The 14,855-nt window shown below is 29.9% G+C and carries 20 protein-coding genes; 18 read left to right on the top strand and 2 right to left on the bottom strand.

All coding sequences use genetic code 11. The annotated features are described in order from the left end of the window. The first annotated feature begins 166 nt into the window (after nt 1-166). From LPB87_RS13675 to LPB87_RS13650, 6 genes are all read left to right on the top strand, one after another. Entirely contained in the window at nt 167-622 is a 456-nt protein-coding gene (locus LPB87_RS13675; protein ID WP_230728249.1) for an SRPBCC domain-containing protein, read from the top strand. Continuing rightward, complete coding sequence (locus LPB87_RS13670; RefSeq protein WP_230728248.1) at nt 623-1,183, top strand: YdeI/OmpD-associated family protein; 561 nt, start codon at nt 623-625, stop codon at nt 1,181-1,183. Nucleotides 1,184-1,351: 168 nt separating this feature from the next. Further along, nucleotides 1,352-1,786: a DUF6526 family protein gene (locus tag LPB87_RS13665; protein ID WP_129538785.1), complete on the top strand. Its 435-nt coding sequence runs from the start codon at nt 1,352-1,354 to the stop codon at nt 1,784-1,786. A 1,107-nt stretch (nt 1,787-2,893) separates the two neighbouring features. Continuing rightward, nucleotides 2,894-3,241, top strand: a complete 348-nt coding sequence (locus tag LPB87_RS13660) for a DUF4160 domain-containing protein (protein ID WP_230728247.1) — start codon at nt 2,894-2,896, stop codon at nt 3,239-3,241. Nucleotides 3,242-3,398: 157 nt separating this feature from the next. Beyond that, on the top strand, nt 3,399-4,025 hold the full coding sequence (locus LPB87_RS13655; protein WP_230728246.1) for a hypothetical protein: 627 nt from the start codon (nt 3,399-3,401) through the stop codon (nt 4,023-4,025). Between the two features lie 120 nt (nt 4,026-4,145). Then, complete coding sequence (locus tag LPB87_RS13650) at nt 4,146-4,652, top strand: hypothetical protein (protein ID WP_129538788.1); 507 nt, start codon at nt 4,146-4,148, stop codon at nt 4,650-4,652. 54 nt (nt 4,653-4,706) lie between these two features. Here LPB87_RS13650 and LPB87_RS13645 read toward each other — a convergent pair whose 3' ends face one another. Further along, nucleotides 4,707-4,946, bottom strand: coding sequence for a hypothetical protein (locus LPB87_RS13645; protein ID WP_230728245.1), 240 nt, complete (start codon nt 4,944-4,946; stop codon nt 4,707-4,709). Nucleotides 4,947-5,251: 305 nt separating this feature from the next. Here LPB87_RS13645 and LPB87_RS13640 point away from each other — a divergent pair, with 305 nt between their 5' ends. The 3 genes from LPB87_RS13640 to LPB87_RS13630 all read left to right on the top strand — a co-directional run bounded on the left by LPB87_RS13640 (nt 5,252) and on the right by LPB87_RS13630 (nt 6,324). Then, complete coding sequence (locus LPB87_RS13640) at nt 5,252-5,695, top strand: hypothetical protein (protein WP_230728244.1); 444 nt, start codon at nt 5,252-5,254, stop codon at nt 5,693-5,695. 112 nt (nt 5,696-5,807) lie between these two features. Then, nucleotides 5,808-6,035, top strand: coding sequence for a DUF2683 family protein (locus LPB87_RS13635; RefSeq protein WP_129538791.1), 228 nt, complete (start codon nt 5,808-5,810; stop codon nt 6,033-6,035). Then, a complete protein-coding gene (locus LPB87_RS13630; protein ID WP_129538792.1) occupies nt 6,025-6,324 on the top strand; it encodes a type II toxin-antitoxin system RelE/ParE family toxin in 300 nt (99 codons plus the stop codon). The genes LPB87_RS13635 and LPB87_RS13630 overlap by 11 nt, the downstream gene beginning before the upstream one ends. 135 nt (nt 6,325-6,459) lie before the next feature. On the opposite strand, the gene LPB87_RS13625 is transcribed toward LPB87_RS13630, so the two are convergent. Next, a complete protein-coding gene (locus LPB87_RS13625; RefSeq protein ID WP_230728243.1) occupies nt 6,460-7,086 on the bottom strand; it encodes a hypothetical protein in 627 nt (208 codons plus the stop codon). Nucleotides 7,087-7,329: 243 nt separating this feature from the next. Between LPB87_RS13625 and LPB87_RS13620 the strand changes: the two genes are divergently transcribed. The 9 genes from LPB87_RS13620 (at nt 7,330) to LPB87_RS13580 (ending at nt 14,543) form a co-directional block, all read left to right on the top strand. Next, nucleotides 7,330-7,779: a GNAT family N-acetyltransferase gene (locus tag LPB87_RS13620; RefSeq protein WP_129538794.1), complete on the top strand. Its 450-nt coding sequence runs from the start codon at nt 7,330-7,332 to the stop codon at nt 7,777-7,779. Between the two features lie 117 nt (nt 7,780-7,896). Then, on the top strand, nt 7,897-8,754 hold the full coding sequence (locus tag LPB87_RS13615; RefSeq protein WP_230728242.1) for an EamA/RhaT family transporter: 858 nt from the start codon (nt 7,897-7,899) through the stop codon (nt 8,752-8,754). A 4-nt stretch (nt 8,755-8,758) separates the two neighbouring features. Next, complete coding sequence (locus LPB87_RS13610) at nt 8,759-9,250, top strand: DNA-deoxyinosine glycosylase (RefSeq protein WP_230728241.1); 492 nt, start codon at nt 8,759-8,761, stop codon at nt 9,248-9,250. A 103-nt stretch (nt 9,251-9,353) separates the two neighbouring features. Beyond that, complete coding sequence (locus LPB87_RS13605) at nt 9,354-9,923, top strand: pentapeptide repeat-containing protein (protein WP_230728240.1); 570 nt, start codon at nt 9,354-9,356, stop codon at nt 9,921-9,923. A 38-nt stretch (nt 9,924-9,961) separates the two neighbouring features. Then, a complete protein-coding gene (locus tag LPB87_RS13600) occupies nt 9,962-10,486 on the top strand; it encodes a GNAT family N-acetyltransferase (RefSeq protein WP_230728239.1) in 525 nt (174 codons plus the stop codon). A 421-nt stretch (nt 10,487-10,907) separates the two neighbouring features. Continuing rightward, nucleotides 10,908-11,669, top strand: coding sequence for an ABC transporter permease (locus LPB87_RS13595; RefSeq protein WP_129538799.1), 762 nt, complete (start codon nt 10,908-10,910; stop codon nt 11,667-11,669). 1 nt (nt 11,670) lies between these two features. Beyond that, entirely contained in the window at nt 11,671-12,447 is a 777-nt protein-coding gene (locus LPB87_RS13590; protein WP_230728238.1) for an ATP-binding cassette domain-containing protein, read from the top strand. Between the two features lie 20 nt (nt 12,448-12,467). Next, a complete protein-coding gene (locus LPB87_RS13585; RefSeq protein ID WP_230728237.1) occupies nt 12,468-13,259 on the top strand; it encodes an MlaD family protein in 792 nt (263 codons plus the stop codon). Nucleotides 13,260-13,343: 84 nt separating this feature from the next. Next, the gene (locus LPB87_RS13580) at nt 13,344-14,543 is read left to right on the top strand and encodes an FAD-dependent oxidoreductase (RefSeq protein ID WP_230728236.1); all 1,200 of its coding nucleotides are present in this window, start codon (nt 13,344-13,346) and stop codon (nt 14,541-14,543) included. Nucleotides 14,544-14,855 lie beyond the last annotated feature (312 nt).

Raw genomic sequence — 14,855 nt, 5'->3', positions numbered from 1 at the left:
TTAAAGTAAATAGTGAGCTGTTATAGAAATTTAGTTTAACACATAGCAACATAGCTCAAATAAAATGACCCAGAAGTTTCTAGAAACTCATCTTAGGTTATAATTTAAATTTTATGTTTCTATGTGTTATTTTTTTACACAGACAACAGGCTAAAACAAAATAATCATGTCGAATCAATTAACGATTAACAACAGCATCGAGATAAATGCTCCCGCATTAAAAGTATGGGATGCATTAACAAATCCAGAGAAAACAAAAGTTTATATGTTCGGTTGTGAAGCTTTATCCGACTGGAAAATTGGAAGCGAACTTCTTTGGCAAGCCAATTACGAAGGTCAAAACTTAGTTTTTGTAAAAGGACATATTGTAAACATCGAACCTAATAAAAAACTTATTTATTCTACTTTCGACCCAAATTCAACAATAGCAGATATACCAGAAAATTATCTGAATGTAACTTATGAATTGACCGAAAATAGCGGGAAAACAATTTTGAATGTTTCGCAAGGCGATTACTCTAAGGTAGCAGACGGTCAAAGGAGATATTGCGAGGCATTAAATAACGGAGAAGGATGGAATCCGATTTTGATAGAAATAAAAAAACTAGTAGAAACAAATTAAATGATACCATTATTTTTCGAAAACCAATCTGAATTTAGAGAATGGCTAATACAAAATCACCTACACGAAACCGAATTACTAGTAGGTTTTTATAAAATAAACACCAATAAACCGAGTATGACATGGTCGCAATCTGTAGATCAAGCACTTTGTTTTGGATGGATTGATGGTGTACGCAGATCGATAGACAAGGATAGTTATTCTATACGTTTTACACCCAGAAAAGCAACAAGTATCTGGAGTGCTATAAATATCAAAAAGGTCGAAGATTTAACCCAACTAGGATTAATGCAAGCCGCAGGAATTGCTAGTTTTAAATTACGAAAAGAAGATAAATCCAGAATATATACACACGAAATTCCCGAAGTACATTTTTCAGAAGAATTTGAGAAAATCTTTAAAGCCAATAAAAAAGCATGGGATTACTTTCAGGCCCTAGCTCCGTCTTATAAAAAAGTTTCTAAAAATTGGGTCATGAGTGCCAAACAAGAAATTACCCGAATAAAAAGACTTAATGAACTTATTCTTGATAGTGAAGCATTCAAGAATAAATGGAAATAGGAATTTAAAACAATAAGTCTTTAGCACAAATTCAGCTTGCTTTACCAATACCCAAATTAATTAAATGATAGATTAGTTTTTTTTAACAAAACTTTTAACTCTTAACGTATTGATAAATACCACTTAGGAAACTACTGTTTTGATTACCTTTAAAAAAAACTAATACTTATGAAAACTCAATCTTATAAGAATCATGTTCAGTACTACCCACCCCATCATTTTGTATATTATCCTGTACTACTAATTTTGCTCCTATTTAGCATTTACTTTTCGTTTACATCAGAAGAAAAACTAATTTGGATATTTATTAGTTTCATTTTTATAGTTTTATTTGGATTAGCATTTATGCTACGTCAGCATTATGCACTAACATTACAAAACCGAATAGTAAAATTAGAACTTCGATATCGGTATTTTGTCATAACAGGTAAAAGACTAGAAGAATTTGAAGAGCAATTAACCGATGAACAATTGTTTGCTTTACGATTTAGTCCAGATAATGAAATGGTTATACTTACCGAAAAAGCATTGAATGAAAATCTTTCTGGAAATTCTATAAAAAAATCAATCAACGATTGGAAAGGCGATTACGAAAGGGTTTAGATTATATTAAACTAAATAATTTTCAGAAATTAAAGTAATAACTCTTTTGATGAAGAAGATGATTCAAATATTTAAAAACTTGCATTTACAAAAAAATATAATCTTTTAAAAATCGAAACCTACAGCGATTTAAATACCAATGATAAACTGATAAAAATTGCCAGCGAAGAAATTAAAGAAGGTGATGTCATTAAAGAATAACTAGCTTTCTTTTTATAGATAACAGGAACTGTACGCAATCTTTAAATCCCGCATTTTAAAATCTGTTTTTAGAATGCAAATTAAATTTTGCCTTAAAGGGCGATACTTTATTTAGTATCGCCCTTTTTTTATATTTAAAAGTTTCGCAGAGATTCGCGAAAAAGCGCAAAGATTCACAAAGTTTCTCCCCAATCTTGTCATTTCGAGGAACGAGAAATCTTCACGAGTAACTCTACAAAGATTAAATTCTCATTTTTTGCCGTTCTGAGCACAATCGGAAACCCAAGCGATAACGAAATGCCGAAACAATCTTCCCAACTAACTCTACGAAAGTTGGATTCTCATTTTTTGTCATTTCGACACAGGAGAAATCTCCACTAGAAGCTCCGCATAGAAAATCGTCAATCTTTGTAGAGATACTCTCCAAGATTTACTTCGTCTATTCGCTATCGCTCGGGTCTCGTTCCTCGAAATGACATACTTTCTGTTATATTTTTTTAAAATTTTTAATCAAATGAAAGCTCTTAGAGTTTCTTTAGGAGCTATTGTGCTAGCTATCGAGACAGGACTAGAAATCTTGTGTCCATATAGAATAAACAAGTATAAATACGTGGTTGTTTATATTAGAAAATGGTGTTTAATGGAAATTAATTTGCTTTTTTTTTTAGAAAATAAAGCTATCAATAGTTTCTCGAAAAGGTATTTTTTAGAGAGATAATATTTGACATCATCGATTTAGATTCCCTACTCGAGTAAATGATAATTTATACAAATTTTCTCTATATTAGCTAAATAAATATTTACATTTAGTGACATAAAGCCAGTCTAAATTGATTAGATTGTAGCCATTTATGAGTGAATAAATTATGAATTAGAGATGATTTTCTAAACGTCTAAAATCAAATTATGTCAAATGAAATTATACTCAATGCAATAACACAAACACTTCGTACTTATTTAAGCTATGATGATTCTTTCATTGAATTTCTTCTAGAGAATCCAAATGTAGTGGACAAACAACGAATAGAAACGATTGAACATCTCGAAATTATTATCTATCCTAACGACCATAATCCGCCTCATTTCCACGTAAAATCAAAAGATTTAAAAATTGACGCTAAATTCTTAATTGAAACAGGCGAATTTTATAAAGGTAAAATTGATACGAAAGACATCAAAAAAATTAAAGCATTCTATCAAAGTCCAAAAGGAAAAATTTTAATGGAAATTATTTGGAAGAAATATCAAAATTAAACAGAATTAATAATTTTAATTTATAAATCAATTATGACCTAGGAAGATAACGAAATTTTTTAAATCTCTCAATAGAGCAAAAGAAAACAACTTTAAGCCTCCCCTACCACGAGTATCTCACTAATGAAACAATATCAACTTCATAATTCTTACTGCAATGATTAAATATACAAACACCGATTTTGAAGAGATTACTCAACAGCAAATTGATAAATCAAAAGAATATCATAAGGAAACTTATGAAAATGGAGAACTTAAATTAATTCAGAAATATTGGTTTAAAGGGAGAAAAGGAGAGATATCCTATAGTGGTGGAGAATATTATTTGTCACCAGATGAAAATCTTGATAATATAATTAATCAATATCTCCCAATAGGAATAAGTTGGTTCTTTTATTACAATAAAGAGACCAATGCTAATAATGATGAAAAATGGGAATATCAGTTTTTTTATAACGGTATTTTGGAAAGAAAAGGTATAGAAGTGTATAATAAAAATGGGCAACTTTTAGCTTCTTGTATTAAAGATTTAATAACGAATGAAATTGATGAAAAAAGAAAATATTTTTATGGAGATATAAATGTCTTTAAAAGAATAAATTCTAAATATGCATATTATACATTCAATTATGAAAATCATGAAATCGAAACAATATTTGTACATGATGAAGACTATAGACTAAATGAATTTTTAGTAAGTGATGAGATGAATATCTTCTCATGGAATAATCATCCGTATTATCATAATTTTACCCCCCTACTACCTACTGGTCTGAATATTTAATCCAACTCTACGAAATCTTCATATACCTGTCTCGTACTGAAAAAAGTTTGCATTTCTATTTACGCTTAGTCAAAAAACACTACTAAATCCTAGTAATAATAAAAAAAAAAATCCTGTAAAATGTCATCAGAAAGTCAATTAAAATTTAGAGGCAGGCAACTTTGGATCAATGATGCATTCTTGTTGCCATTTTATATTTTCCTTTTTGACCAACTTAAAAATGAAAATAAAGAATTTACTGATCTACAAAATGAGTTAGTTACAAATATTGATAATATATTAGAGTATACGTTTGGTTTTCTAAATTTTACTGAATTTATTTTTTCAGATGAAATGAAAGATATTGTAATCAATCATATTGAAAACATAATTACAAAAATAAATGAAGAAGATAATTATTTCTCATTAGAAAACTTAGAAACAATTTTATCACAGGTCAAAACATATCATCTTAAAAATTTAGATTATGAACCCTGTAAAAAAATAATTAATGATAGTTACGGAAATGATTTTTTCCTTGAAAAAAATAATAGCATAAAAGAATTCATTGAAATAAAATCATTACTTGAAAAAGCAATACCCGATTATTATAGATTACTTCTGAAAACACTAAATGATAAAAAATAAACAAAAACCCTCGACTTTTAAAATCGAGGGTTTTTAAAATATGCTAATTAAAACTTATTCTACACTCAAATAAGGATTTAAAGTTTCGGCTAATTCATTGAGCCAATAAAAGCTGTTTTCAAAATTGATCATTTCGTTCTGAAGATCTTGATTTTCTCTAATAGCACTTATAGCAAGAAGATAGTTTGCTTGCCTAATTACTTTAGCCATCTCTTTTGGTTCTATTACATGGCTAAAAAAATTCATAAGCCTTGTTTTGGCTTCTTCTGAAAGGTGGTTTGTGTTTGTACTCATAATGTCGTAATTTAAGAATATAAAAACCCTTGCATGTTAGTGTTTCTAACGCCTACGACAGCGCTTACAGTCGTTTCCGATACCGCACACATAATACAAGGGCAATTTATTTAGTTCTTAAGGTCGTAGTTTAAGAACCGCAAATATAAGAAAAACCCTTGTAATCAAAAGGACTTTCCACTTCAATAAAAAAGCAGTTAGTTTTGATATCGACTAAAAAGCAAAAAAAGAAACTTCTCCATTAATTCTAAGCATCATATAAAATGATTTATATTGGATTGTAATTAGTAAATTTGCTCCACATTATGATCGAAACAATTTTAACTGACTACATCAATTTCATAAGAGATTTTGAAGCTTTACTAAAAAATAAATATAAACAAGACATAAACCCATGTTCATTTTCTAGAACTTTTTTTGAAAGAAAAGGTACTATCAATGAAATTGAATATTGGTTTCACGGAGCTGGATGCACAGCCCAAAAAAATGGAGTGATTTATGCTTATGATATTGAAATCAATGAAATTCAATTTTCTCAATGGGGATTTTCAGAGTTTATTCGAACTCATCCTGATTATCAAAAATTAAATTATACTCCTGATTATATTGAATATCAATTATATCAACTTATAAATAGAGAGATATTAAGTTGGTTAGTTATAGAAGGAATAGAAGGAACTTCTTTTGGATGCGTATTTATGGAATATAGAGTTATTCAAGAACCACTTTGCGTCCATAAAATAATTTAATATGTGTAAAGTCATAATAAAAACTCCTCCCCTTATTATTTTCTGTTATAATCTTAATTAAATAATTTTGTCTTAACTTTGTTAGCAATGAACATTATTAAAATTTTATATCATGCAAGTAATAAACATCACAGCATACACAGAGGATGCTTCTCAAATTGAAGCTGTAAAAGCTTTTATGAAAGCATTAAAGATAAAATTCGAAATTGCAAATACAAAACCCTATAACTTATCTTCTGAGCAACAGGATATATTAGATAGTCAAATAAACTTAGACAAAAATCTTTACACGGACGCTGAATCACTTTATACTGATTTAAAAAAGAAGTATGAGCTATAAGATTATTGTTTCACCTATAGCTTCCAAAAATATTGAAGACGCAATTGAATATTATATTTTGAAAGCAAATAAAAAAGTAGCATTAGATTTTCTTAATGATTACAAAAAGACTATTAAATCTATACAAAGAAACCCTTTTTACCAATTTCACGATAATAATTATAGCTTTTTACCTTTTAAAAAATTTCCATATATAGCATTTTTTATTGTTGATGAACAATCAAAAACTGTATTTTTGAATGCAATTTTTCATACTTCTCAAAGTCCTGAAAAATATCCTAAAAAATAAATAGCACAGAAATTATCTTCGTGTACGCAAACAAAGTTGTTGTTTTTAATACACAGATTTAAACTATCTAACATCTTATCATAACGGACACGAAAAAAACCTCACGTTTTTATCGCCTAAACCTATTGAGATTATTTAACTTTCAATTCGTTTTTTTACTATTTCTAAAAGTTCTTCTTTCGTCATAAAAGTATTTAAGAAATCTTCTAGATTTCCTTCATTGGTAACTTCTCTAAAAAAGACTTCGTGATCGGTACCAAATAATGTAGGATTCTCTGGATTTGGATCTGATAAGCATATATAGTAATTATCAGGAAAGCCATAACTAGAAAAAAGGTAAATAAAATCTGGAGCAGGATCATTCGTTACCTTAGTTATTTCGCTTAGATCAATATCTTCATCTATAAACTCATCATTCCATTCCTCATAGTCTTCTGTACCTACTTTAAAAGGGGTAAAAGGCTGGCCTTCCCAAAACATCTGCCCATAGCCTTCAATAGTTAATCGATAATATTTTTCGATTATCTTATCATAAAAAGCTTTTGGGTCTTTTTTAAATAGTTCTTGATTTTCGTTAATAAACTCCGAAATTCCATAAATTGGCTCCGAATCCTCTGCTTTTTCCCATGGAGTATCAATTGGTCTTTTATAAAGAACAGTATCAAAAGTAATAGACAAAATATCGTTATTCGAAGACAATCCTTTTACTTTACTTATGTTCCCTCCTAGTTGTTGAATTCTATCTAAAATTTCTTTTTTCATTTATATCCTTTTTTACAGACTAATTCTGATAATTCATATTCAAAAGTGTTCTAATCAAAAATAAAGAATTATAATATTCAAAAAAATAAATTCCTCGTTTATTCTCTGTTTTTATTCGTTTATCAAAAGATATCGGTTTTGAATATTAATAAAACTTAAAATTTCATCTTTGATTTTGAATATATGTAGTCAACTACGTATATTTGCATATAAATTATTTTTTGACAGTATAAAATCAATAAAATGGAGACTAAATCAAATCACACTTTGCCCAATATAATCAAAACAGAATTAGTTAATGACAAAGATCAAATAGATCTGGCTTTCTTTATTCGCAGACAAGTTTTTGTAGAAGAACAGCATGTATCTGTAGAACGCGAATCGATGGATGACAACGAATCGGTTCATTATTTAGCTACTTACAATGAGTTACCGGCTGGTGCAGCCAGATACAGAAAAACAGAGAAAGGAACCAAAATAGAGCGCATTGCAGTATTAAAAAACTATAGAGGAAAAGGTATTGGAGAAGCGCTATTGCTTAAAATCTTAGATGATGTAAAATCAGAAGAAAAAATATACTTACATGCTCAGGTTGTTGCTCAACAATTTTATATAAAGAATGGTTTTAAAGTAACCGACAATTATTTTGTAGATGCAGGAATCGATCATGTTGAAATGGATTTCATTAAATAAAACTGATTTTCAGCCAAATACAAAGCCTTCAAAATAGCAATTTTTGAAGGCTTTTTTAATTAAAATAGAAGTAAATTTGGGAGCGAATTATTTCGTCGAAAATAAACCCGAAAATATATGTTATTTCTAATATTAAGTATTTTATGCAGTGTGAGTGTTGGTGTTTTATTTAAAATAGCTCGAAAATACAATACCAGCAATACACAAATTGTGGCTTACAATTATATTTTTGCGCTATTACTTTGTTACCTGTCATTCAGTCCAGATATTACAGCAATTACAGTTGCTGCTCCTTGGAATCTTTATATTGTAATTGGGATTTTATTGCCTTCTATATTTCTGTTTTTGGCACTTTCTATAAAACATATGGGAATTGTAAAAACAGATGCTGCACAGCGCCTTTCGTTATTTATCCCTATTCTAGCCGCCTGGTTATTATTTAAAGAAGATTTTAATATCCTTAAAATCATATCCCTTTTAATTGCCTTACCTGCCTTATTGCTTATCCTAAACAAACCCACTGATAAAACAACCAATAAATGGATTTATCCTGCAGTTGTATTGTTAGGTTTTGGAGTAATCGATATTCTTTTTAAGCAAATTGCAACCTATACCGATCTTCCCTACACTACTTCATTGTTTGCTATTTTTGCAATCTCATTGACTATAATGATTGCAGTTGTTATTTATGAAATCATTTTTAAGAAAGTAAAACTAACTGCAAATAATATCCTTTTTGGCGGATTGGTAGGTATTCTTAATTTTGGTAATATCCTCTTTTATCTAAAAGCACATAAAGAGTTTGCCGATAATCCATCGACTGTTTTTGCAGGAATGAACATGGGAGTCATCATTTTAGGAAGTCTTATTGGTATTTTAATCTTTAAAGAAAAACAATCCAAGATGAATTACCTTGGTCTTTTCTTAGCCTTAATAGCAATAGTTTTAATTGTAATTTCTCAAAATAGCAAATAATCTAATGGAAAGTTATTCCTTTGAACCTATAGCGTCACCAAATGCCACAATTTTAATTCTAGGAACCATGCCTGGAATAAAATCTTTGGAATTAGGGCAATACTATGGACATAAACAAAATAACTTTTGGAAATTAGTATTCAGCATTTTTAAAGAAGATGTAACGGATGATTACGAAACTAAAAAAGAAATTCTTTTAAAAAACAACATTGCTTTATGGGATGTTTTAAAATATTGCGACCGAGTTGGAAGTCTCGATAGCGCCATTAAAAATGAAATCACAAACGATTTTGAAGCATTCTTAAAAGAACATTCCCATATTAAAACCATCTTATTTAATGGACAAAAAGCGGCTGCATTTTTCAAGAAATACATTCCAGTAAGTGATGATTATAAACTAATTACCCTACCCTCTACAAGTCCTGCCAATGCCAGTAAATCATTTGAAATAAAACGTAAGGAATGGGAAGTTATTTTAGAATTACAACAGGATTAATTTCAATAAAAAACACAAAAAAATTAAATTCAAATCTAGAATACGCAACTAAATAATTTTGTTTATTTGCAACAACCATTTACTTTTTTGCATCACAACAAACATGACAGACTATTTCCTTGATAAAGAATACAAAGACATCACTTACAACAGAGATGATCTGAATTTCAAGGATTTTGAATGCTGTACTTTTAGCAATTGTAATTTCTCAGCCTGTACTTTCTTAGCCGTTACTTTTATCGATTGTATATTTAACAATTGTACTTTTAGCGAAGCCAAAATAAATTATGTTGCTTTTAGAACTGCTACTTTTAATGACTGCGAAATTAAAGATGTAAATTTTGCCATGTGTGATAAACTTATATTCGAAGTAAATTTTAATAATTGTGTTTTAGATTTTTCGAAGTTTTATACCTTAAAAATAAAAGGAACTTCCTTTACCGATTGCAGTTTGGTAGCTGTAGATTTTATGGCTAGCGATATCACAAATGTAGTTTTTGATAATTGCGACTTATACCGCGCCGAATTTGATAAAGCAATTGCAAACAAAACCGACTTTAAAACCAGTTACAATTATACCTTAGACCCGTCGAGAGTAAAACTAAAAAAAGCAATTTTTTCTTTAAAAGAAGTCAAAGGATTGCTTTTTAAACATGATATTATAGTTAATTAATATATTTACCTATCTAATATTCAAAACCATATTAAATCATGACCAACCAAGAACATACCATCCGAAATGCTAAAGCAAATGAATTTGAGGAAATCGGAAAATTAATGGTTCTGGTTTATTCGCAATTAGAAGGTTTTCCAAAAGAATCGGAACAGCCCAATTATTACAAAATGCTTGCTAACATTGGTGACTTAACTACCAATCCCGATACAGAACTTTTGGTTGCAGTTACTTCTGATGATAAGATAGTTGGTGGCGTAGTTTATTTTGGCGATATGCAATATTATGGTTCAGGAGGAATTGCAACCAAAGAAAAAAACACTTCGGGTTTTAGATTACTAGCTGTAAATCCGATGAACAGAGAACAAGGCATTGGCAAGCTCTTAATAAAGGATTGTATTGAAAAAGCAAAAGAAAAAAAACAGCAACAGTTGATTATCCATTCGACTATGGCAATGCAAACTGCATGGAAAATGTATGAAAGATTAGGTTTTAAAAGATCCGAAGATTTAGATTTCATGCAAGGAGAGCTTCCTGTTTTTGGATTTAGACTATTGCTTTAAACCTAAAAAAGCATTCCCTAAACACCTAATATGATTTAAATTACGAAATTATCTCGTTCTATAAATCACAATTCTTTACTATTCTACTTTTAGCTAAGTCAACATATTTTGCATTTAGCACACTCTAATTCTGTTTTTACAAACAATTATATTCGCATTATGTTAATTATATAACTATTTTTTAAAGTTATATAAAGCAAACCGTATATAAAATACTGACCTTTATCAATATGCTTTTAAGCATAACTCACACAAATCAATTATTTAAAATACAAACTAAAATAATTTGATTTTTAAAGGCAGCCAATCTTCAATTATAGGAATCTCTAAGAAGGGCATACTTTAGTATAAACACAAGATTTTTTTACATTTTTTATACTCAGGAAGAATATAAAATAATTTTCACCATTAAAAATATATTATGCCAACTTTATACTTTAAAAATACATTTACAGATATAGGTGATGTAACACTTTTTACTAAAAGGTTCTTCAAGGAAGTATTTATACCTCCTTACGAAACCAAAGAATTCTTTAGGCAATGTTATCTCATGGGATATAAATCGTTGCCGTTGGTGGCTGTTACAGGCTTTATAATGGGATTAGTACTCACATTACAAACAAGACCTACATTGGCTACTTTTGGAGCAGAATCATGGTTGCCTGGTATGGTTGCTTTATCATTAATTCGAGAAATTGCTCCCGTAATTACAGCATTGATTTGTGCTGGGAAAATTTCATCAGGAATTGGAGCCGAACTAGGTTCTATGAAAGTAACAGAACAAATAGATGCGATGGAAGTTGCTGCCATAAATCCCTTTAAATATTTAGTAGTTACACGCATTTTGGCGACAACGCTAATGGTTCCGATTTTAGTGATTTTTGCAGATGCAATCGGAATATTAGGTGGTTATGTCGGAATAACAATTCATAGTGATGTAAATGCATACCGATACATCTCACAAGTTTTTGAATCATTAGACTTTATAGATATCATTCCTGCTACTATCAAAACTTTTTTCTTTGGTTTTTTTATAGGAATGATAGGCTGTTATAAAGGTTTTAATGCTTCAAATGGTACCGAGAGCGTTGGTAAAGCAGCAAATTCGGCTGTAGTAACCGCCTCATTAACCATTTTTATTTTAGATATGCTCGCAGTACAAATCACAGATTTATTCTTTTAGTATGAAAACCGAACAAGAAAATATAGCAAAAAAAACTACTCCTAATAAACGAACTCCCGTAATCGAGATTAAAGACTTGCATAAGTCTTTTGGCGATAATGATGTTTTAAAAGGGGTAAATCTCACTGTAAACAAAGGGGAAGACTTAGTAATTTTAGGAAGATCTGGCGAAGGAAAATCTATTACAATAAAATGTATTGTAGGATTGGTAATTCCAGATAAAGGAAATATAAGTGTTTTAGGAGAGGAAATAATTGGATTAAAAAGAAGTGAACTAAATAAAATAAGAATCAAAATTGGGTTTCTTTTTCAAAGTGGCGCTTTATATGATTCAATGTCGGTAAGAGAAAATTTAGAATTCACATTAAAGCGACATTCTAAAGAATTAACAGCTCAGGAAATTGAATCCCAAGTTATGGATGTCCTTGATAGTGTGGGTTTGGAAGATGCTGTAGATAAGATGCCCTCAGAATTATCTGGCGGTATGCGAAAACGAATTGGTCTTGCCCGTACATTAATTCTAAAACCAGAAATTATTTTATATGATGAACCTACTACCGGACTAGACACAATTACATCAAAAGAAATAAGCGAACTAATATTAGATATCAAAAAGAAACGCAAAACAACATCTATAATCATCACACACGATATGTCTTGTGCCAAATTAACGGCCGATCGGGTTATGATATTAAAAGATGGCGTAATACATGCCGAAGGAAAATACGAAGAATTAGAAAAAAGTGAAGATGAATGGGTAAGATCATTTTTTATATAAACATTTAACAATAAGAAATTATGAATAAGGAATCTGGATTTAAATGGAAACTAGGAATGTTTGTAACAATAGGTTTAATCCTTTTTATGCTAACCATTTATTTTATTGGAAAACAACAAAATTTATTTGGTTCGACATTCCATATAACATCGACTTTTAAAACCGTAAGTGGTTTACAAGTAGGTAATAATGTGCGTTTCTCAGGAATTAATATAGGTACTGTTGAAGACATACAATTAATAAATGATTCGTCAGTAGTAGTAAAACTGATTATCAAAGATGAAGTCAGACAATTTATAAAAACAGACGCCAGAGCCAGTATTGGTTCTGAGGGATTAATGGGAGACAAAGTACTAACTATTTCTCCAGGTAATAAATCTAACAGAATTATTGCTGATGATGGAAAAATAGCCTCTATAGATGCCATCGAAATGGATGACATTATGAAAAGTGTAAAGAAAAGTGTAGATAATGCAGGAATAATATCCGAGGAGCTTGCCGTATTTACTCATAATATGAATAATGGAGATGGTGCATTATCAAGATTAATGACCGATCCTAAGCTTGCAAACACATTAACTAAAACAATTACCAATCTTGAAAGTGGCACGCAGGGATTTAGCCAAAACATGGAAGCAGCCAAAAGTAATTTCCTGTTTAGAGGATATTTCAAAAAAAAGGAAAAGGAAAAAGAAGAAGCGGATAAAAAAGCTAAGGATGAACATGAAAAATTAGAGAAGGAAAAAGAAAAAGCCAAAGAAAAAGATAAAAAAGAGGAAGCCCCGAAGGAAAAAGACAACGTAAAAAAATAATATAGGAAACATTTCTACTTTGGCTTCAAATAAAATTATTAGTTCTAAAAACAGTCATAATAATTAGTATCAAAAGATAATATCATGAAACTACATTCAACCGAAACTTTTTGGCCAATCAAAAATGCTATGGATACAAGTTATCCCTCTTTGAATGCTGATATCACCACACCAATTTTAATTATCGGCGGCGGAATTACTGGAGCATTAATAGCCTATAAATTGATAACCGAAGGGAAAAAAGTAACTCTTGTAGACAAACGTGATATCTGTAATGGCAGTACAGCTGCAAGCACTGCATTATTGCAATATGAAATTGATATTTCTTTGCATCAACTAATAGAAAAAAGAGGTTTTGATTGTGCAGTATCTAGTTATAAGAATTGTGAAAAAGCAATCTTTGACCTCAAAAAAATAATAGATTCAATAAAAAGTGATTGCCAATTTGAATTTAAAAAAAGCGTTTATTTTTGTTCTGTAAAAAAAGATATTCCGTTTTTAGAAAGAGAATTTAAAGCGCGTAAAGAAAACGGTTTTAAAATAAAATGGTTAGATGAAATTGAATTAAAAAAACAAGGGATAAATGGTTTTGTAGCAATAGAATCTGAGTCGGGAGCCGTAATGGATCCCTATAAACTGGCTTATGATCTTTTAAAATATTGCACACAAAAAGGAATGCAAATATATGACCGCACAAATATCATAGCATTTAAACAGCAAAACGGAAAAACACTTGCCATAACAGAAGATAAGTTCACAATTACAACCGAAAATAGTATTCATTGTAGTGGTTATGAAAGTACCCAAACACTTACTGAAAAAGTAGTAGATTTAAAAAGTACATATGCATTGGCTTCAGAGAGTTTTACAAAAGTCCCAGAAGTATTTAAGAATGCTATTTATTGGAATACATCAGAACCCTATTTGTATTTTCGAGCAACATCCGATAATAGAATAATAATGGGTGGCGGAGATGAAGAATTCCACAACCCCGAAAAACGGGATAAACTATTACCAAGAAAAGAAAGCTACCTTTTAAAGCAATTTAAAAAATGCTTTCCGGATATAAAATTTAAACTTGATTATTCATGGGCTGGTACCTTTGGAGAAACTCAGGATGCACTGCCCTATTTTGGCAAACCTGATTCTCAAAAAAAAGAACATTACGTTTTAGGCTTTGGCGGAAATGGAATTACTTTTAGTGTAATGGCTATGAATTCTATTATTGCCTCATTAAACGGCACTCCTCACCAAGATTTAGAGTATTATAAATTTAATAGATAATTTTTAATGTCGTAACAAATCCAGAATCATCAAATATAAGCCCAATATAAAACTCTAAAAACGCTTATTTAACTAAATTGATTCCTTGGTAAGCAAAAATAATTATATGTCTTTTAAAAAGATTTAAATGAGATCTTGTTTTTTATAACTCCACTAGCTTAGGATAGATCTTTCGTTCTCGCAAAGTAGCAGAGACACAAAGGCTTTGTTTAAACACAAAACAACCATAATTTTACCGCAAAGAGCGCAAAGCCTATTAATTAAACTTTGCGAACCTTTGTGTTTTTATTCTTGGTGTACTTTGCGGTATTT

The sequence above is a fragment of the Flavobacterium sp. EDS genome (assembly GCF_020991525.1).
GTDB lineage: Bacteria > Bacteroidota > Bacteroidia > Flavobacteriales > Flavobacteriaceae > Flavobacterium.
This window is presented reverse-complemented; position numbering and strand designations above follow the sequence as displayed.